The organism is Cellvibrio sp. pealriver, from assembly GCF_001183545.1.
GTDB lineage: Bacteria > Pseudomonadota > Gammaproteobacteria > Pseudomonadales > Cellvibrionaceae > Cellvibrio.
In genome coordinates this window covers 1,986,811-2,006,464 of record NZ_KQ236688.1, presented here as the reverse complement: position 1 = coordinate 2,006,464, position 19,654 = coordinate 1,986,811, and the positions used below count along the sequence as shown (strand labels likewise).

Annotated in this window: 20 protein-coding genes; 16 read left to right on the top strand and 4 right to left on the bottom strand. The window is 47.8% G+C overall.

Annotated features, from left to right (window positions below; genetic code table 11):
• Positions 1–86 precede the first annotated feature (86 nt).
• Positions 87–1,370: a tRNA lysidine(34) synthetase TilS gene (gene tilS, locus VC28_RS08705; RefSeq protein WP_049632269.1), complete on the top strand. Its 1,284-nt coding sequence runs from the start codon at positions 87–89 to the stop codon at positions 1,368–1,370.
• An 80-nt stretch (positions 1,371–1,450) separates the two neighbouring features.
• Here the strand turns inward: tilS and VC28_RS08700 are convergent, their stop codons facing one another.
• On the bottom strand, positions 1,451–3,727 hold the full coding sequence (locus VC28_RS08700) for an FG-GAP repeat protein (RefSeq protein ID WP_049630303.1): 2,277 nt from the start codon (positions 3,725–3,727) through the stop codon (positions 1,451–1,453).
• Between the two features lie 339 nt (positions 3,728–4,066).
• The gene (locus tag VC28_RS08695; RefSeq protein ID WP_049630302.1) at positions 4,067–6,001 is read right to left on the bottom strand and encodes a di-heme-cytochrome C peroxidase; all 1,935 of its coding nucleotides are present in this window, start codon (positions 5,999–6,001) and stop codon (positions 4,067–4,069) included.
• A 430-nt stretch (positions 6,002–6,431) separates the two neighbouring features.
• Between VC28_RS08695 and VC28_RS08690 the strand changes: the two genes are divergently transcribed.
• Positions 6,432–6,812 (top strand): hypothetical protein, encoded by a 381-nt coding sequence (locus tag VC28_RS08690; RefSeq protein ID WP_156184307.1) that lies wholly within the window; start codon positions 6,432–6,434, stop codon positions 6,810–6,812.
• 2 nt (positions 6,813–6,814) lie between these two features.
• On the opposite strand, the gene VC28_RS08685 is transcribed toward VC28_RS08690, so the two are convergent.
• Entirely contained in the window at positions 6,815–7,264 is a 450-nt protein-coding gene (locus VC28_RS08685; RefSeq protein ID WP_197085499.1) for a hypothetical protein, read from the bottom strand.
• A gap of 52 nt (positions 7,265–7,316) precedes the next feature.
• Positions 7,317–8,651, bottom strand: a complete 1,335-nt coding sequence (locus VC28_RS08680; protein WP_049630300.1) for a flavohemoglobin expression-modulating QEGLA motif protein — start codon at positions 8,649–8,651, stop codon at positions 7,317–7,319.
• Between the two features lie 277 nt (positions 8,652–8,928).
• Here VC28_RS08680 and VC28_RS08675 point away from each other — a divergent pair, with 277 nt between their 5' ends.
• The 14 genes from VC28_RS08675 (at position 8,929) to tolB (ending at position 19,654) form a co-directional block, all read left to right on the top strand.
• Positions 8,929–9,237 (top strand): Rieske (2Fe-2S) protein, encoded by a 309-nt coding sequence (locus VC28_RS08675; protein ID WP_049630299.1) that lies wholly within the window; start codon positions 8,929–8,931, stop codon positions 9,235–9,237.
• 88 nt (positions 9,238–9,325) lie between these two features.
• Positions 9,326–9,823 carry a DUF4124 domain-containing protein gene (locus tag VC28_RS08670; protein WP_049630298.1) on the top strand — a complete coding sequence of 166 codons (498 nt, stop codon included), beginning with the start codon at positions 9,326–9,328 and terminating at the stop codon, positions 9,821–9,823.
• 21 nt (positions 9,824–9,844) lie between these two features.
• Positions 9,845–10,537 carry a monofunctional biosynthetic peptidoglycan transglycosylase gene (gene mtgA, locus VC28_RS08665; RefSeq protein ID WP_049630297.1) on the top strand — a complete coding sequence of 231 codons (693 nt, stop codon included), beginning with the start codon at positions 9,845–9,847 and terminating at the stop codon, positions 10,535–10,537.
• Positions 10,538–10,678: 141 nt separating this feature from the next.
• Complete coding sequence (locus tag VC28_RS08660; protein ID WP_049630296.1) at positions 10,679–10,939, top strand: FmdB family zinc ribbon protein; 261 nt, start codon at positions 10,679–10,681, stop codon at positions 10,937–10,939.
• Between the two features lie 47 nt (positions 10,940–10,986).
• Positions 10,987–12,795 (top strand): aspartate--tRNA ligase, encoded by a 1,809-nt coding sequence (gene aspS, locus VC28_RS08655; protein ID WP_049630295.1) that lies wholly within the window; start codon positions 10,987–10,989, stop codon positions 12,793–12,795.
• A 95-nt stretch (positions 12,796–12,890) separates the two neighbouring features.
• A complete protein-coding gene (locus VC28_RS08650) occupies positions 12,891–13,634 on the top strand; it encodes a YebC/PmpR family DNA-binding transcriptional regulator (RefSeq protein ID WP_049630294.1) in 744 nt (247 codons plus the stop codon).
• Positions 13,635–13,726: 92 nt separating this feature from the next.
• Positions 13,727–14,248, top strand: a complete 522-nt coding sequence (ruvC, locus tag VC28_RS08645; protein ID WP_049630293.1) for a crossover junction endodeoxyribonuclease RuvC — start codon at positions 13,727–13,729, stop codon at positions 14,246–14,248.
• Positions 14,249–14,280: 32 nt separating this feature from the next.
• Complete coding sequence (gene ruvA, locus VC28_RS08640; RefSeq protein ID WP_049630292.1) at positions 14,281–14,895, top strand: Holliday junction branch migration protein RuvA; 615 nt, start codon at positions 14,281–14,283, stop codon at positions 14,893–14,895.
• A 19-nt stretch (positions 14,896–14,914) separates the two neighbouring features.
• The gene (ruvB, locus tag VC28_RS08635) at positions 14,915–15,940 is read left to right on the top strand and encodes a Holliday junction branch migration DNA helicase RuvB (protein WP_049630291.1); all 1,026 of its coding nucleotides are present in this window, start codon (positions 14,915–14,917) and stop codon (positions 15,938–15,940) included.
• A 7-nt stretch (positions 15,941–15,947) separates the two neighbouring features.
• Complete coding sequence (gene ybgC, locus VC28_RS08630; protein ID WP_049630290.1) at positions 15,948–16,355, top strand: tol-pal system-associated acyl-CoA thioesterase; 408 nt, start codon at positions 15,948–15,950, stop codon at positions 16,353–16,355.
• Positions 16,356–16,376: 21 nt separating this feature from the next.
• Positions 16,377–17,063 (top strand): protein TolQ, encoded by a 687-nt coding sequence (gene tolQ, locus VC28_RS08625; RefSeq protein ID WP_049630289.1) that lies wholly within the window; start codon positions 16,377–16,379, stop codon positions 17,061–17,063.
• A gap of 37 nt (positions 17,064–17,100) precedes the next feature.
• Positions 17,101–17,529, top strand: coding sequence for a protein TolR (gene tolR, locus VC28_RS08620; RefSeq protein WP_049630288.1), 429 nt, complete (start codon positions 17,101–17,103; stop codon positions 17,527–17,529).
• Positions 17,530–17,534: 5 nt separating this feature from the next.
• The gene (gene tolA, locus VC28_RS08615; RefSeq protein WP_049630287.1) at positions 17,535–18,377 is read left to right on the top strand and encodes a cell envelope integrity protein TolA; all 843 of its coding nucleotides are present in this window, start codon (positions 17,535–17,537) and stop codon (positions 18,375–18,377) included.
• Positions 18,374–19,654, top strand: a complete 1,281-nt coding sequence (gene tolB, locus VC28_RS08610) for a Tol-Pal system beta propeller repeat protein TolB (RefSeq protein WP_049630286.1) — start codon at positions 18,374–18,376, stop codon at positions 19,652–19,654. The genes tolA and tolB overlap by 4 nt, the downstream gene beginning before the upstream one ends.

The following is a 19,654-nucleotide window of genomic DNA, read 5'->3' as shown; positions in this document are numbered from 1 at the left end:
TTTTACGTTCCGCGAGACGATCCACTTTGTTTGTTTATAAATCCGCATTAATCTACGCATTTAATCCCACAATGCAATGTCAAATTATGCCGGATTTTACCCCCGAACAATTACGTCAATATCTACCGTCTTTTACCTCATCCCCGAAGCAGGTGTGGTGGATAGGGTTCAGTGGTGGATTGGATTCGACGGTGCTGCTGCACGCGCTTGCACAATTGCAGTTGCCTGTATCCTTACATGCATTGCACATCAATCACCAGATTTCGCCCAATGCAGACGATTGGCAGCATCAGTGTGAGCAATTTTGTAAACACTTGGGTTTGCCCCTCATTGCTGAAAAAGTGCAGGTTAAAAATGGCGGTAAAGGCATTGAAGACGCCGCACGTGAAGCGCGTTACCACGTGTTTTCGCAGTATGTACAACAAGGCGAATATTTATTAACCGCGCATCACAGTAATGATCAGGCGGAAACACTGTTGTTGCGATTGATGCGCGGCACGGGGCCGCGTGGGTTGGCTGCAATTGCCAGTGAGCGATGCTTAGATAACGGCGGGAAATTAATTCGTCCTCTACTGCATTTTTCGCGTGACGATCTGGAAGCTTATGCGCACGCACAGCAATTGACCTGGGTTGAAGATGAAAGTAATCAGGATGATCGCTATGACCGCAATTTTTTGCGCAATCAGATTATGCCGTTGTTGCATACGCGATGGCCTGCATTTATGCGCAAGTGGCAACAGACAGCTGACTTATGCGCGCAACAGGAATCTCTGTTAGACGAGTTTGCGCAACAGGATCTGCTGCAAGCAAATCCACGCACAGAGCGAGTGGGGCAGAGTGTTGATCTTGCCTGGTTAAAAACACTTTCAGTTGCTCGCCGACAACATTTGCTGCGTTATTGGTTGCGTAGCCAGCAATGCGAAGTTCCCGAAAGCGCGCATTGGCAGCAACTTGAAAACCAGCTTTTTTTATCGCGTGAAGATGCCAGTGTAAAAATCACCTGGAGCCAACATGCATTGTGCCCTTATCAAGATCGTTTGTTTTTGTTGCCTGCCGCGCTGCCTGTAGTGACGTTTCAATTGCTCCCGCCATCGGCAGTAAAAGAAGCAAACGGACTTTATTTGCGTGCAGATTTGCCGGATATACACATTCGCTATCGTACCGGCGGCGAGCGTTGCAAACCTCAGGGCCGGGCGCACTCACAAACATTAAAAAAGCTATTGCAGGAATATGCATTGGAGCCCTGGTTGCGCGATCAAATCCCTCTGGTTTATAGCGGTGATAATTTGGTTGCTGTTGGCGATTTATGGATTTGTGAAGGTTATGTTGCAGATGCAGAAAAGCCGGGAGTGCAATTGCGATGGCGGTGATAAAAAACACAAATGAGTCACAATAAAAAACGGGAGGTTGTTGGCCTCCCGTTTTTTATTGCACTAACTTCTAGTTGGCATTAGAACAGGTAAACCGCTCCGGCCGCTTCTGCACTGTTGTCGTTTTGATCCAAGGCACCATCAGGCAAGCTCGATGTGCTGCTTGAGTTGCTAGAGGTTGACGCGGCAGATGAGTAACCACGACCAGCTTCGCGATGCGCACCGACAGCCATGGTTTTACCATCTGCAGACACGTCTACATTCAAGCCAAAGCGGTCATCACTATCGGTATTGCTTGCTTTCACATAGCTTTGCTGTGTCCAGACACTGTTGTTGCGTTTGAATACAAATACCGCACCGGCACGCAGGGCGCTGTTATCACCTTGGTCACCGTTGATACCTTTGGCATTGCTGGATTCGCGGAAGGAGCCTACGGCGAGGGTGGTGCCGTCTTTGGAGATACTGACATCGCCCCCAAATTGGCCGCCGCCAAGTACTTCAATGCTGCGGTCATTTGCCAAGGAAACACCCTCATGCAGAGTCAGGGTGGAAGGCTTGATAAATGCTTCCTGAATCCAATTGCTGCCTGAGCGTGTAAACACATAAGTGGCACCGGTATTGGCGTATTCAATTGTTTGAACGGTATCGCCGTTGATACCAGTTGCCTTGCTTGCATCGCCTGGCGTACCGACTACCAGGATATTTCCATCGCCTGACAAATCAATACTGCTTCCGAATGCGGTGTTGATAAAGGTTGTGCTGGGTTTTAAATAGGCTTCTTGTGCCCACACATTATCACTACGTTTGAACACATATGCGGCACCATTTTTAATGAGGCCACGTACAGCGTATTTGCCTGCTTCTTTACACTCTGGCTCGATTACATAACCTGAATCGGCGAGGTAATAGCAGGTATCGTTAGACTGGGTTCCGTTAACGCCGGTTGCGTTGCTGTCTTCGCCTGTCGCGCCTACGGCCATGGTGTTGCCGTCAGTAGAGAGCGCGATGCTGGCAGCAAACATATCACCAGCCTGGGCATTGGAGTTTTTGATGTACGCCTGTTGCAGCCATCCATCTTCGAGGCGGATGAATACATGGACAGAGCCAGAGTTTGTCCCACCGTTATAAGAACTGGAGGAGTTTTTGGAGCTGCTGCTGGACGAACTGGTGCTACTGCTGGAGGAACTGGTACTGCTCGTTGATGAGGCACTGGATGGATAAAATTCAAAACAGGCAGGGTTTGAAGATCCCACATAGTGAATGATGCCGCTGGAGGGTCTTTCATCCAGAGTGGTACCTACCGCCAATGTCTTTCCATCCCCAGAGAGGGCAAGGCTCTCACCAAAACGCGCGCCTTCCTGTATCAAACTGGATTTTACGTAAGCTTCCTGAGTCCAGTTTTGATTGGAGCGAGTGAATACATACACTGCACCCATGTCGTAATCGTTTGCGGTGATCAAATCATCCGATGGATCAGAAGAAGTGCCGTAGCGGGTTGTTTCGTAGTTGTTCTGGTTACAGTTAATGCCAATCGATGGGCTATCTTCCAACAATGCAGATACTGCCAGGGTATTACCGTCATCTGACAGAGCGACTTTGTAGCCGAAACGGTCATTGATCAGCATGCGATAAGGGTTGATATTGGGTTGTTCAGTGTTGGATGCCTTCAGGTAAGCCTGTTGTACCCACACACCATTCTCTTTGATGAAGATATAAACCGCACCCGAGTTGCTGCTGTCGTTGCTGGCTTGGTTACCGTTTACGCCAGTCGCCTTGCTGTCTTCAGCTGGCGCGCCTACCGCAAGGGTGGTTCCATCGGCGGAAAGGGCGATGCTCCAACCGAAGAAATCGTTCGCTTCGGTGTTGGATGCTTTCAAATAGCCGATCGCTTTGATCATTTCAGTGGCGGTAAATGTCAGGTTCGATTTCTCGCAACCTTGCGCATTACAAGCTTCTACATAGTAGTAATTGTTGACCCAATCATGGACATGTACACCTATGTCATCCGTTGCCTGCGTGCTGGTCAGGTTGCCACCAATCTGCACAACCCCACCGGTTGCCGCATCGTGTTTGAACAATTTGTAATAGGTTGCACCGGCAACGGCATTCCATTGGAAGGTCAGGACTTTAGCTTTTTGGGCTTCTACCTTCACGCTTGGCCATTCACCTGAGCCATTAGCCGGTATAGATGCCGCGGTGTAGCTGCTACGCGCCGAAGACAAGCCAACCGATGATGAGCTTGCTGAGGATTTTTTATCGCTGCCACCGCCGCAGCCAGCCAGAATAAATGAGCCTGCCAGTAAGGAAAGAAGCAGGGTGGTGCGCTTTAGCAGCGGCGAAAAACGGTCGATATTCATTCAGCAAATTCCTGAGGTTTAAAACTGGTCGGTGATTCTGTGTGTCGCGGCGCTTGGTGTCAATCAAATGCCAGCAATATTAGGGTCTTGGGTATCCATGGCAGTTTACCCTTCACTCCAATGGGCAGCCTAAAGACCCCCAAATCCATAGATTGGTTCAGTGCTAGATGTCGTGAATTTCCAAGCACAAGATAATTTATTCAAAAGCTCGTCATGAAACTGTGAGCAATTGTGATACTGACTCTGGGCTTGGATTTTAAATAATGATGTTAAGTGAGGTTGAGTGCGCGCCCGATCGGGCCGGGCGCAGTCTTTGCCGCTATTTAAAGTGTTTTCGGATTAAAGTGTTTTCAGATACTCCACCAATGCCAATCGTTGATGGTCGGAGATGGGTTGCAGCAGGCGCATTTGGGGTTTGCCCTGCGCATCTTTCACTGGGCGATTATTGGCATCCAACACGGAGACAGGAGTGACGCCTGCCGCATACTCATGTCCTTTATTGGAATTGCTGGGCAGGTGGGTATCGAATACGAATAGGCCCGGATACTGCGCGGGGTCACGCTGGATAATCCCCACCTTTACTGCATCCAACTCGCGTGCACCCAAAGTGAAACGGTTGGGGCGGCAGGTTTTGCCGCTGGCAATTTCATCATCGCTACAACTGGGCATAAAGAGCTCATAGAGGCTGGGAACGGAACCGTTGTGCAAGTAAGGCGCAGTCGCCCATATTCCATTGAGTGGCCGTGCTTTGTAGGCGGCGAGCGTAGCAGGATTATTTTTATTCACAGGTTCAAAATCCAGATGCCGTGTTGTCTTTTTGATCGGGTTATCTGAAATGGAGCCTATCAGGTCATATAGCTTTTCTGCCCAACGGCGGAGAAAGAGTTTGTCGTGATCGGGTTCTATTAATACGCCTTCTACCGCACTGCTCAATGCCGGTAAAACAGAACCCGTCTGTTGGTAACGCGGTGAGTTGGGTTTGAGCTTGTTGATTCTGTCGCCTTCAAAATACCCCATCTTGCCCGCGTAATTGAGCGCATTCATCGCCATATACGGGTCGGTTCCGATCGTCTGCAAACTGGCAAATTGTGCGGTGATACGGCGTTTGGAATCAGTGCGGTCGATAGCTTCATGGCAGGTGTGGCACTGGTACTCCACAAACACCTGAGCACCTTCACGAGCGAGTGATTGATCAATTGCAGGTAATACATTCTGTTTGGCAAGTTCTTCCCAGCTAGGGGACCAGAGGCTCTCCAGATGGCGCTCCATACGCGTCAGGTTTCGTACGACAACCGAGGAGCGATAGCCGACATCGCCTTGTTGTTTCTTCAAATCAAACTGTGCAAATACGCCCAAGGCTTCGCCCGTATTGCGGCCTAATGGGCCAGCCAATTCATTATCACCAACGCCATTCCACTGCACAAAATCATGCTGTGGTGTGTCCCACAAATAGGGATAACTCACCGGCGCATTGGCCGGGTTGTAGTTGTTGGCGCTCTGTGGAGTGAGATGCGCAAGAATACGGTTGTAGATGCGGCCAAACGCATCCAGTCGTCCATAGCCGTAAGCGACAGACTGGTCACCGTGACGTGGTTCATTGATGCGGTTGTAGGAGGCGATTTGTGCGGCGGTATTGGCGAGTTTGCTGCGGAAAGTTTCTTTTTGGTCGGGATATTTCCCCTGCAAAACCTGTTTGGCTAAACGCTCGAACTTGTCCGGTTGATCAAGGCTGGTTTGCAGTGCTAACGCCAACTCTTTCAGCATGAGTTCCATGTCAGCGAGTGTGCCACCACCGTCAATACGGATCGCAACACCGCGATAATTCACTTGGCTGGTATGGCAAGCGGCGCAAGTAAAGCCCACGTATTTTTCATTTGCATGATCATCTTTAACCCAGCCCACAGGTAATCCATCAGGATTCGAAACGCTGGGCTTTTGCGGCAAATAACGCAGGCGATTCATGTTGGCATCGCTGCGGAATAATAACTCGCTGTCAGCAACTTCCAGATGCAGAAAAATATCGTAAGGGATCAGGTTGGAACCTTGGGAGACATTATAAAACCAAAGGCTATCTGCTCCGCTCCAGTTTTGTTCCGGATACACAACGCGCGAAGCGCTATCGCCATAACTATCTTGTGATTCAATCTGTGCATGGCGGTCGCTATCGACAAGTACACCTTGCGATACATAAGTACAGCCAGACAGTGCGGTGATAATAAGTGTTGTTGCAATAAGTAACGAAGCAGGCAAAAAACCTGGGCGATTGACAGTCATGATGAATCCTTGCTGCAGCTAAATGACTAACAACAGGCGCAATTTGCCTGTTAACTCGATTAAAAAATGGTCAAAAAATATTATTTTGGTTAAGCAGTGAAAATTAAGGAACTATTTAAGGAACTATTCAGAAAGCCCATAGCCTTAGCTGTGAACTTTAACAGAATGTGCTTTCACCAGCATCGTTTGTAAAAACAGCAGAACCTGTCACTGCTGTTTACCGAGTGGTGGCAAGAAAGTAACAAATTGTTCCCGAATCTAGCCGATGGTGTTTGCTCAGTAGCTTTTGCTTGAACTGTCATAAATTGTGCGTAGACTGCCGCCTCGCCGCAGCAGAGGGACTTTTCACGGAACCGGGTGGCGAATAATCAACCAGTGAGTGATGTGTTTGTCACAGCAACTCCATAATAAAAACGCAGCGGAACCTTTTATGTTGATGAATTCTGTGTTTGTGGATACGCCATTAAACAATCGCCTTGGACAAAGTGTTCATCTAGGTGTTTGTCACTTCCAATATCAAGGGCGCGATTACGTGTTTGTTGTCGCACCTACCCAGCAAGCATCCAGTTTTGTCGGAAAAAACGCTGAGCCTTTTGCGTTTCAATTGCGTGAAAAATTCGGACTTGATGCGCGTCGCTTCGAATTAATTGAAGTTCGTGAATCTGCCGACACTACGCATTTATACCGGTGGCGGTTTGAGTGGGTAGGAAACTCCCCTCTGTCAGCCCGCAGCGAAGAAATTAACTCCCCGGGTTTGCGCGCTGCGCTATTCGAGTTATTGGAGCCTGCTGCAGTTGCTGCAACAGCATAAACTTATTTATCGTTTATGCTGTTGTCGCTATCAGTGTTAATCGTATTGTTATGCTGTTCTTCCAATTGCACTGCATTAATTTCCGGATGATGTGCTTTCTTCTCGTTACGCCAGAACCATTTGCGCGGCGGCTGAGTGAATTTTTCCAGCTGTAATTGTTTGTGATGGTTATCGGTAAACCAATAATAATCGTGGATGCTTTTGGGTTTAAACCAACCGCGTATCTCGGCGATATGTTCAACAGTCAATTTGGGCATGCCCAGCTTGCGATCCAGATTAAAGCTCTGGTTCCAATGCACCAGTAAATCCCGCTTGGCAGTTGCCACTGCCAATTCCTCGTTATCGGCGTTGATGAATTTACAGCTGATAAAACCAATCACTGGTTCAGGTGTATCGCTGTAATTTTCAAAAAAAATATTTTCGCCTGAGAGTACAACTTTGTAATACGTCATAATTTACTTTTTAACTCAGTCTTAATAACCACTACTGCTCCGCAGTATATATCTAATCCAATTCGGCATCTGTAACGATTTGGGTAGGTGTAACACTTGGTAGCTTTTCAAACAGTTTGCTGAAGTGTTGCTGGACTCGTGCGATATTCATGGCTGAAATACCGCTGGAAAAACCAAACCAGACATAAAGACCATTCAAGTTTTTAAACATGGAGGGTAAATATTTCGGCCCGGCAATCACCCCTTCTTGATAACGTTCGTACAATAGCGGCAGATCATCCAAGGTTACTTTGCCAACAAAGAGCATAGGGATAATTTCCGGTATCCCTGATTGGATTGCACTGCGGATAAAATTCACATTTTCAACAAACCCTTTTACGTAGGAAATATCTTTTGTAAACACCGATCCGCCAGTTAATGTGCCGCCGCGAAAGACACGTTGTGTCACCCGATAACTGTCATGTTCGCTGATGCCCCGATCCAAAAAATGACGGTAAACCTCACAGAAATCAGCGCCTTGTTCGGCCAGATCCACAGCTACCACACGGTCACTGATGCGCCGTGCCCGTTGCGGAAAAGAACTGAAAGTCAGTGTTTCCAGTAATACCGCCATACCTTCTTGAATAGCGGTAATTCTCGGTGACCCTACACTCAACCAGGTTGCCCAAGGTTGCTCGCGGCCGTTAAGTGTTGTTCCTATGTGCACCCATCCCTCATGAACTTCCAGAACTTGTATGTCCAACTCTGAAAAAACAGCGCGACGATTGATTTTGATACAGTCACCACCTGCAGACGCGTCAGACACAATATCGTCGCTGATTTGTACACGCACTTCACCTTCGCCAAAATAATCTGTCATACGTGCGCGCAGCATAGTGACGGCATCTTCGGCGTTAATGTGATTGGTGTAAGGGCGGTTTAAATGTTCAACAGCGGGCAGTGAAAAAATCTGGCAAAGACGCTCACCCATTTGACGCAGCGTTTTCCGGTCGCCGCGTAAATTATCGCTGGCGGAACCATACAGCTGGCGACTGAACTGTCCAAACCGGTCGGTGCCGCGCGCGCGCAATAACTCAATCACAATTTGGTATTGGTCGATGGTTGCTTGCAGGATTTTCCCTAGTGCGTCATCGCGCCCCAATTGCCTACGCACATCGGCTTTTAATTCTTTTAATAGTTGGCTTACGGTATCCGGCTCAAAGGCCAATTTTTGGCGCTGGTAAAAATCATTGCCGAGTGCGGGTAATTCTTTTCCTTGTTGTGCACGGAATTGTTGCTCGATACTTGCCGGCCATTTAATGGCATCGAGGATGCGAATCGGTTTTTGCAGGGATACCAAACGTGTCGATAACTGCTTTAAACGCTCCAGATAGAGTGGGTCGGTCATAACAAGGCTGCCGCTGCTAGGTGCAAGTAAGGTCGCAATATTGACGCATAAACAGTGCCAAGGATTCTTGCTTGCCAGGGCGCTTGCCTTTCAATAGGGGGCAATTGAGGTCAATAGGGGGGGCATTCTATCCGGTTGCCCGCTGTTTGTGACTAGAATTTATCAGATGAAATGGCCTGGTAAGGCGACACCACCTAAGAGACTTCCGGAATATATGGTGTCCCGCGGCAAGAATCGCCAAAATAGGCGCGCCCAGCCCTGTTACAGAGGAATAATCATGCCGTTTGTTGCTTTGGAAATGCTTCATCAACTTCATGATGGATACCGCAAAGCGGTGCGTGTGGCGGGGCAAGATTTGTTGCTGCTGCAAGAAAATGGCAAAACGCAGTTGATTGTTAATCGCTGTCCTCATGCGGGTGCATCGATGACTTATGCCACGTTCAGTAATAATTGCCTGCGTTGCCCGATGCATGGCATTGAGTTTGACCTGGCATCCGGTCGTTCGCCTAACCCTGCATGCACTCAGGCATTGCAATTTATTCCATTAGTTTATGAAGGTAACAAGATTGGTATTGATGTGCGTTAACCTTCATAGGTTAATCTCAATAAACGATGAAGTACGAATGAATCGAATGAGCAAAAAATAATTAATCAGGAATCAAAAAGGACAATCTATGTTGCGTTTATTGTTTAAATCAGTGGTGGTGCTTGTATTAATAGTCGGTATTGGCAATTACCTCGTGTATTTAAAAACAGGCCAAATGCCGCTGCGCGATATGCATGAACAGCTGGGGGATAATTGGTTTGCTGATTTGCGAGCATCTTTTTCAACTGAGCAATTCACTAACGATGCCAAACAAGCAGTTAATGATATTTCCAGCCAATATGGCGGGCAGGAACAAGCTGCACCGACAACCGTTTATAAATGGACTGATGCAGACGGACAAGTTCATTTTGGGGATAAGCCACAAAATGCCAATGCCGAGCAAGTAGAAGTCAAAATACAAAATGCGATATCAGCTCCGGTGGAAACTCAATCCGATAAAGGGGCTGATGCGGTAAATCCACAAGCAATTAATCAACAGCCTATGGTTAATTCTGCGCTAGATAAAGCGCGCGCCGCCGCTGAAGCAATGCAGCAGCGTATTCAGCAGCAAGAACAGGCGCAATAGAGTGTTTACCACGGGGTTTTGATGAAAATTTTATGGCGTGCGAGCGCATCCATAATCAAGTGGTTGTTGCTGATACTTCTTGCGTATCAGCTATGGATTTTTGCGCACGTATTGCTGTGGAAATGGGTTAACCCTGCTGAAACCAGTTTCATGGATATTCGCCTTGAAGAGTTGCGTGAAAAAAATCCCAACGCGAAATTAAAACATGAATGGGTGGATTACCCGAAAATCTCCACTCATTTAAAGCGTGCGGTAGTTGCGTCGGAGGATGATCGTTTTATGGATCATCACGGATTTGATTTCCGGGGAATTGAATATGCCCTGAAAAAAAATGAGCGTCGCGGCAAATCGGTTGCAGGTGGTTCATCGATTACCCAGCAGCTTGCTAAAAATTTGTTCTTATCGCCATCCCGCTCCTATCTGCGTAAAGCAGAAGAGGCGGTGATCGCACTCATGATCGAGCTGGTGTGGGATAAGCGTCGTATTCTTGAGGTTTATTTGAATGTGGTGGAGTGGGGCAACGGCGTATTTGGCGTCGAGGCTGCAGCGCGCCATTATTATCAGGTGTCGGCCGCCCAGATAGGGCCTTCAGCCGCAGCGCGTATGGCGGTGATGTTACCTAATCCGCGCAAGTACGAAAAAACCATGCCCGCGTGGGTGGTGCGCCACGCTTCCCGTGTGCAGGCGCGTATGCATCGCTCGCAGATTCCCTGAGTTCGCTTGAAATTCATGTTTGCAGCCCTATCTTTGCCCGCAGGCTGCGGTTCTCGCCGCCAGCCTTTTACGTTACAATCGCGACCCTTTTGGGGTCTCGGTATCCTGTAGTTGATGACTTTTTGAACTGAGGTGATAGACGTGCCTATCTACGAATACCAATGTGAATCCTGCAATCATGAATTGGAAGCGCTGCAAAAGCTGAGCGATGCTCCTTTGGTAGATTGCCCTGCTTGCGGCAAGGCGAGTTTGAAAAAGCAAATCTCCGCGGCCGGTTTCCGCTTGGCGGGAGGCGGCTGGTATGAGACCGATTTCAAGTCGGGCAAGAAAAAGAATCTCGCAGGTGAAGGCAGTTCCGGTGCTTCATCTGCATCAAGCTCCAATGCGACTTCGTCTAGCTGAGTCGCCGAGCTAATCCATTTACTGTCGATAAATAACGGGAAAAACCTATGCGCAGCCAATATTGTGGCGCTTTAAATGCCTCTCATATAAACCAGGAAGTCACCCTCTGCGGATGGGTAGACGGCCGTCGTGATCACGGTGGTGTGATCTTTATCGACCTGCGCGACCGCGAAGGTGTGGTGCAAGTGGTATTTGACCCGGATGGCAAAGAAAACTTTGCGCTGGCTGACAAGGTACGTGGAGAGTATGTGTTGCAAGTGACCGGCAAGGTTCGCGCGCGCGCAGCAGCAACCGTTAACCCGAATATGCCGACAGGTGAGATTGAAGTTTACGGTACTGCTCTGACCATTCTCAACGAAGCCAAAACCATTCCTTTCCCGCTGGATGGCTACACCAATGTGGGCGAAGAAACCCGTTTGAAGTATCGCTTCCTTGATCTGCGCCGCGCTGAAATGCAGAAAAATCTGCGCTTTCGCAGCAAAGTAACCAGCGCAATCCGCAATTATCTGGATCGCAACGGCTTCCTTGATGTAGAAACCCCGATCCTGACCCGCGCAACACCAGAAGGTGCGCGCGATTATCTGGTGCCTTCACGTACCCACGATGGTAAGTTCTTTGCGCTGCCGCAATCCCCGCAATTGTTTAAGCAATTGTTGATGGTTGCCGGTTACGACCGTTACTACCAAATCGCAAAATGTTTCCGCGACGAAGACCTGCGTGCAGATCGTCAGCCTGAATTTACCCAAATCGATATCGAAACTTCCTTTATGAGCCAAGAGCAAATTATGGAAGTGACAGAAGGTATGTTCCGTGAATTGTTCAAAGATTTGTTGAACATTGAATTCGCTGAAATCAAACACATGCCATTCTCTGAAGCGATTGCCAAATACGGTTCAGACAAGCCTGACATGCGTATCCCACTGCAATTGGTGGATATCAAAGATCTGGTGGCAGAAGTTGATTTCAAAGTATTTGCTGGTCCAGCGAATGATCCAAAATCACGCGTTACCGCATTGAAAGTGCCCGGCGGCAACGAGAAACTGACCCGTAAACAAATTGATGATTACACCAAGTTTGTTGGCATCTACGGTGCAAAAGGCTTGGCTTACATCAAAGTAAACGACAAGTCAGATTTGGAAGAAGGTTTGCAATCACCGATTGTTAAAAACCTGCCAGTACCCGTGCGTGCTGCAATCCTTGAACGCGTTGGTGCAGAAAACGGCGATTTGATTTTCTTCGGCGCTGACAAACACAAAATTGTCACCGAAGCACTGGGTGCACTGCGCTGCAAGCTGGGTGCAGATTTGAACCTGTATACCTGTGAGTGGGCACCATTGTGGGTTGTTGATTTCCCAATGTTTGAAGATGACGACAAAGGCGGCTGGACTTCAATCCACCATCCATTCACGTCGCCAAGCTGTACACCGGAGCAATTGATTGCGAGCCCGGGCGATGCTTTGTCACGCGCTTACGATTTGGTATTGAACGGTACTGAATTGGGTGGTGGCTCTGTGCGTATTCACTCACCCGAAATGCAACAAGCGGTATTCCAAATTCTCGGTATCAGCCCTGAAGAGCAACGCGAAAAATTCGGCTTCCTGTTGGATGCACTGAGCTACGGTGCACCACCACACGGTGGTTTGGCGTTTGGTCTGGATCGCTTGATTATGTTGATGGTAGGCGCGAGCTCTATCCGCGACGTAATCGCCTTCCCGAAAACCCAAAGCGCAGCTTGCGTAATGACTGATGCGCCCGGTACTGTAGATGAAATGCAATTGCGTGAACTGCATATTCGTCTGCGCAATCAAAAGAAAGCTGTTGAAGTGACAGAAGAGTCGCCCGAATACGGTATGTAATGCTTAGGTGTTGAAAAGGGTGGGCAATTGCCCACCTTTTTTGTTTCTGACTTTTGTCTTTTTATTGTTACAAAGCATCTGAATGGGAGCTATCAATGGCCGGACATTCCAAATGGGCTAACATGAAACACCGCAAAGCGCGTCAAGACGCCAAGCGGACTAAAATTTTCACCAAAATTATCCGCGAACTGACAGTCGCCGCGAAAGGCGGCCCAAATCCAGCCGATAACCCGCGTTTGCGCGCGGCGGTGGAAAAAGCCTATTTAAATAATCTTAAAAAAGATGTGGTAGAGCGCGCGATTGCTCGTGGCGCTGGTACCACTGATTCTGAAGCCTACGAAGAATTAACCTATGAAGGCTACGGCGTAAACGGGGTTGCCTTTATTGTTGAATGTATGACCGACAACCGCAATCGCACCGCGGGTGATGTACGCCATGCATTTGATAAGAAGGGCGGTAACCTCGGCACCAGTGGTTCGGTCTCTTATCTGTTCGCCCGCAAAGGCCAAATCAGTTTTGCGCCGGGTATTAATGAAGATGCCTTGATGGAAGCGGCGTTGGAAGCGGGCGCAGATGATGTGGTTATCAATGATGATGGTTCGGCCGATGTGATGACCGCCTTCGAAGATTTTTTTCGCGTTAAAGATGCGCTGGCTAGCGCCGGATTGAAAGAGTCCGAATCCGAAATCACCCAAATCCCATCGCTTACCGTGAGCCTCGATAAAGACGCCGCCGAAAAAATCCTCGCATTAATTGATGCGCTTGAAGACTTGGACGATGTGCAAAACGTCTACACCAATGCTGACATTTCGGAAGAAATAATGGAGCAATTGGGGTAGCTCGTTTCCTCTGTTCAGTGCTTCCCTATAACTTGCCTCCAGCCTCACATAGCTCTACACTGCGCCATAACTACTGTATAAAGATACAAGCTATGGCGCTTATCCTCGGTATTGATCCCGGTTCCCGCAAAACTGGTTTTGGCATTATCAATGTCATCGGTAGCAAATCGGAGTATGTCACCAGCGGCGTAATCCGGATGAAAGATTCAGATGAATTGCCCGCTCGTTTAAAAGTCATTTTTGATTCATTAACCCAAATTATCGAGCAATATTGCCCGCAAGAAATGGCAATTGAGCAAGTATTCATGGCTAAGAATGCGGCATCTGCACTAAAACTTGGTCAGGCGCGAGGCGCAGCAATAGTGGCTGCAACAGCGCAAAATGTGCCTGTGTCGGAATATGAGGCGCGCAAGGTGAAGCAATCGGTGGTGGGGAATGGTGCAGCGGATAAATTGCAGGTTCAGCACATGGTAAAAACCTTGTTGCGCTTGCCTGCATCGCCGCAAGAGGATGCCGCTGACGCGCTGGCGGTCGCTCTTTGCCATGCCAACACGCGCGACCATTTAATCAGGATGGCGGGTTCTTCGAGTTTTCGCCGCGGCCGTATAGTGTAATTTCCGTAACCTAAACAACAAAGAGGCTGGTTATGATTGGACGTTTGCGTGGGTTGTTGGTAGAAAAGCAACCTCCTTATTTATTGTTGGATGTGAACGGGGTTGGTTATGAAGTACAGGCACCCATGACCACTTTTTATCGTCTGCCTGCTTTAGGGCATGAAGTTGTACTGCATACCCATCTATCGATTACGGAAAATTTGCATCAACTATTCGGGTTTGCTGAACAGCGCGATCGCTCATTATTCCGTACCTTGATCAAAGTGAATGGTGTTGGCCCCAAGCTTGCGATTGCAATCTTATCGGGTATGGAAGCTGACGATATTGCCCGCTGCGTGCGGGACGATAATATCAACGCCCTGACCAAAGTCCCGGGCATAGGTAAAAAAACTGCCGAGCGATTGGTAATTGAATTGCGCGATCGCCTGAAAAATTGGGATATGCCGCAAGGTGATATGTTGGCGCACAGTGAAATCCAAGGCATCGCAACTGATAACGACGTGTTCGCAGAAGCAGAAAGTGCCCTCATTGCGTTAGGCTACAAACCGGTAGAGGCAGCAAAAATGGTATCGCTGGCTAATAAACAAAAACCCGATGCGAAAAGCGAAGAGCTGATTCGCATCGCTCTTCGTAGCATTGCCGGTTAGTTTTTAAAGGGTTTACTTGATGATAGAAACGGATCGATTGATTGCTCCTACTGCTAAAGAGCGCGAAGATCATCTTGATCGTACTGTGCGCCCTAAATACCTTGCTGATTATGTTGGCCAGCCAGCCGTATGCGAACAGATGGAGATTTTTATCGGTGCCGCTAAAAAGCGTGGTGAAGCACTTGATCACACATTAGTGTTTGGCCCCCCTGGGTTAGGCAAAACCACATTGGCCAATATTATTGCCAATGAAATGAATGTTTCGCTTAAGAGCACATCCGGTCCTGTGTTGGAAAAAGCGGGAGATTTGGCTGCGCTGCTCACGAATCTTGAGCCCGGCGATGTTTTATTTATCGATGAGATCCATCGTCTTAGCCCGGTCGTGGAAGAAATTTTGTATCCTGCAATGGAAGATTTCCAGCTAGATATCATGATCGGTGAAGGGCCAGCTGCACGTTCGATAAAACTGGATTTACCGCAATTTACCCTTGTTGGTGCAACAACCCGTGCAGGCTTGTTGACATCACCTCTGCGTGACCGTTTTGGTATTGTTCAGCGTTTGGAGTTTTATAATGTCGCCGATCTTACCCATATAGTTGCGCGTTCAGCGGCCTTGTTGGGCGTGAAAATGGATTATGAAGGCGCAGGCGAGGTTGCCAAACGTTCTCGCGGAACCCCGCGAATTGCTAATCGCTTGTTGCGTCGTGTACGTGACTATGCCGAAATCAAAGGTGATGGCACAGTCACTGCGACCATGGCAGATGCTGCATTGAATATGCTGAATGTGGACGAGCGTGGTTTTGATCATATGGATCGCCGCTTGTTAATGGCCATGCTGCACAATTTTGATGGTGGGCCGGTAGGGGTAGAAAGCTTGGCAGCAGCCATCAGTGAAGATCGCGGAACGATTGAAGATGTAATCGAGCCCTATTTGATACAGCAAGGTTTTATGGCGCGCACTCCGCGTGGCCGTATTTTGACCAACAATGCGTATTTATATTTCGGTATGCCCGTCCCCAAACGGTTACAAGATCCTACGGAATAATAGTGGTATGAATGCGTTTAGTACCCCGGTGAGGGTTTATATCGAGGACACGGATGCAGGGGGGATTGTTTACTATGTAAATTATCTCAAGTTCATGGAGCGTGGTCGTACAGAATTTTTGCGCAGTTTCGGCTATGATAAGCCCGCAATTTTGGATGGTGGTTTATTGTTGGTCGTTCATTCGGCACAGATTAATTACCGTCGCCCAGCGCGCTTGGATGATTTGCTCAATGTAACTGCGCAAATTCATAAACTGGCGCGAACCTATATCGAATTTCAGCAGCGGGTACTGCGTGGCGAAGAGTTGATGTGTGAGGGGGTAATTCGCATCGCCTGTGTCGATGCAGAATCTATGAAACCTAACGCACTTCCCGCCAGTATGTATCAGCAATTGAATCAATTATGTCGTCTTTAAAACTGAGAGTTAATCAAGCTTATGCCTGCCACAGATAACAGTCTGTCAATTTCTCATCTCATTCTTAATGCCAGCTTTCTAGTGCAATTAGTGATGCTGATCCTCGTATTGGCCTCAGTCATTTCGTGGGCCATGATCTTTCAACGTGAGCGCTATCAACGAAAAGCAGCAGGTGCGTTTAATTACTTTGAAAAGCAATTTTGGTCGGGAATTGACCTAAACCAGTTATATCGTCAAGGCAATGGCCGCAACGAAATGGTGGAGGGAATTGAAAGTATTTTTCGTGCGGGTTTCAAAGAGTTTACGCGCTTGCGTCAAACAGCAGGTGCAGACTCGGATGCGGTAATGGAAGGTTCCCAGCGGGCCATGCGTGTTGCCCTAGCGCGCGAACAAGAAAAGTTGGAAGAGAATTTACCGTTTCTTGCGAGTGTTGCATCAGTAAGTCCCTACATCGGTCTTTTCGGAACTGTGTGGGGCATCATGGTGTCATTCCTGAATATTGCTAATGCGGGTCAGCCAAGCCTCGCGACAGTAGCACCTGGTATTGCCGAGGCCTTGATCGCAACTGCAATGGGGCTTTTTGCAGCTATTCCAGCAGTGCTTGCATATAACAAGTTTTCAGCGCGTGCAGAAAGCTTGCTGGCAAACTATCAGACGTTTGCAGAGGAGTTTTCAGCGATTTTACATCGTCAGGTCCACAGCAAATAACGCTGTTTATAGTCACTGAAAAAACAGGTTAATAGCTATGTCTGGATTTGGTCCTCCAATTAAAAAGAAACTGAAAGCTGAGATTAATGTTGTGCCATTAATCGATGTGATGTTGGTTCTTTTGATCGTGTTTATGATTGCTGCACCCATGATGACCCAAGGGATCAAAGTGGAATTACCGCAAGCTGCCTCTGAGCCTGTTGAAAGCAAAGAAGACGAACCTATTACGGTATCAGTTAAAGCCGACGGCACTTATTATATTGATCTTGGGGGGGATGCTGAGGCTCCGCGTCCTCTCGCTGAGATCAAGTCAATAGTGAGTAAAGTTCTGAAAGAAAAACCTAACACTCCAGTCTTCGTACAAGGTGATAAAAAAGTCGATTACGGGGTTGTTGTTACTCTTATGGGAGAGCTTAAACAGGCTGGAGCACCTTCGGTAGGCTTGATAACGGAGCCAGCGCGCTAACCTATATGAAGTTTGAACAATCGCTATCACTTCCTTTATTTCTTAGCGTGTTTTTTCACGTTTTGCTGTTGGTGTTATTTTTAGGCAACTGGGATTTCTTCAAAAAAGAAGAGGAACCTTATAAACCACATTATGTTACGGCAACACTGGTTGATATGAAGCCAAAGGCTAAAGCCCAGCCGCAACAAACGAAAGAACAGGTGTTGGACTCCAAAGCTTACGAGGATTTAAAGAACAATAAGAAGCAGGAAGAGCAGCGCCGCAAGGAAGCTGAAGCTTTAGTTCAGAAGAAAAAAGAGCAGGAAGCAAAAGCTGCCGAAGCAGAAAAGCAAAAACAGCAAAAAATCAAAGAAGAACAGGCAAAAATAGCTAAAGCCAAAGCAGAGAAAGAGGCGGCAGAAAAAAAGCGTAAAGCTGAGGAACAGGCCAAGCAAAAAGCTGAAGCCGCCAAAAAAACCAAACGAGAGCAGGAAGCTCAAGAAGAGCAACGCCGCATACAAGCCGCCTTGCAAAAGGAAGAGAAGCACATTAGTGAATCGAATGATGACGTGAATACCAAAAGTTATGAGGAAATGCTCATAGAAAGGGTTCAACAAAACTGGAGTCGTCCCCCATCAGCGAGACGGGGAATGGAGGTGACGTTGGAGGTGAACATGCTTCCGACCGGTGTAGTGACGGGGTTGCGAATTATCAAAAGTAGCGGTGATCCAGCGTTTGATCGCTCTGCTGAACAGGCGGTGAGACGCGTAGACAGATTTACTGAAGCGATGCAGATTCCACCAGATATATTTGAAAAATATTTTCGTGTGTTCAGGTTTACATTTAGCCCAGAGGATTTAAGGTCGTGAATCGATATTTATTATTATGTCTAATTTTTGTCACTGGGATTGCCCAGGCACAATTAAACCTGAAGGTGACTAAAGGTGTAGACAATCCCACAAAAATTGCGGTGGTACCTTTTGCATGGACAGGCGGAGCACTACCTGAGGATTTGGCAAAAATCATCGGTAATGACTTGGAGTTTTCTGGCCAGTTTGAAGCAACTGCACCTGAGCGTATGTTGTCTTTTCCTCGCTCCGAGGCGGAAGTTCATTATCGTGACTGGAAAGCATTGGGTTCTGAGTATTTGGTGATTGGATCCATCACCCAACAGGCTGGCCGTTATTATGCGAGCTATGAGCTCTTTGATGTGGTTCAACAAAAGCGTGTCTTTGCCAAACTCACCGTTGATGGTTCAGCGACGCAATTGCGTGATATGGCACACCACATCAGTGATAAGGTATATGAAACAATCACAGGTGTTCGAGGCATTTTTTCAACTAAATTGATTTATGTTGAGGCATTTAAACGCCCACAAAAATACCGCTTGATGCTCTCGGATATCGATGGCTTTCGCCCCCGTATGTTGCTTGAATCCCGTTATCCATTGTTGTCGCCTGTATGGTCTCCAAATGGGCAGCGCGTAGCTTATGTGTCATTCGAATCTGATAACAAACCTGCAATCTACATTCAGGATATTGCCACTGGCAGACGTCAGCAGATGACTAATTTCCGTGGTTTGAATGGTGCACCGGCGTGGTCTCCGGACGGACAAAAACTGGCGATGGCGCTATCGAAGGATGGCAATCCTGAAATTTATGTGATGAATGTACTGACTCGTCAATTGACTCGTGTGACTAATCATTTTGCTATTGACCATGAGCCAACTTGGTCAGCGGACGGCGCATCACTGTTTTTTACCTCAGATAGAGGCGGTAAGCCGCAAATTTATCAGGTGCACTTATCTTCCATGCAGCAAGAACGCGTAACGTTTGATGGCGATTATAATGCCCGTGCCCGGGTTTCGCCGGATGGTAAAAGTCTGGTTATGTTGAATAAACGCCCCGGAACTACCCATCATATTGCGGCACAAGATATAAAATCTGGTAATTTACGCATTTTGTCCGAGACAAATTTGGACGAATCGCCTACTATAGCGCCCAATGGCGCTATGCTGATGTATGCGACTCGTTCTGGTGGTAAAGGAGTGTTGGCAGCCGTGTCCCTCGATGCGCGTGTCAAAATCCTCCAGCCTCCAAAACAAGGTGATGTGCGGGAACCCGCATGGTCGCCATTCTTTAACTAA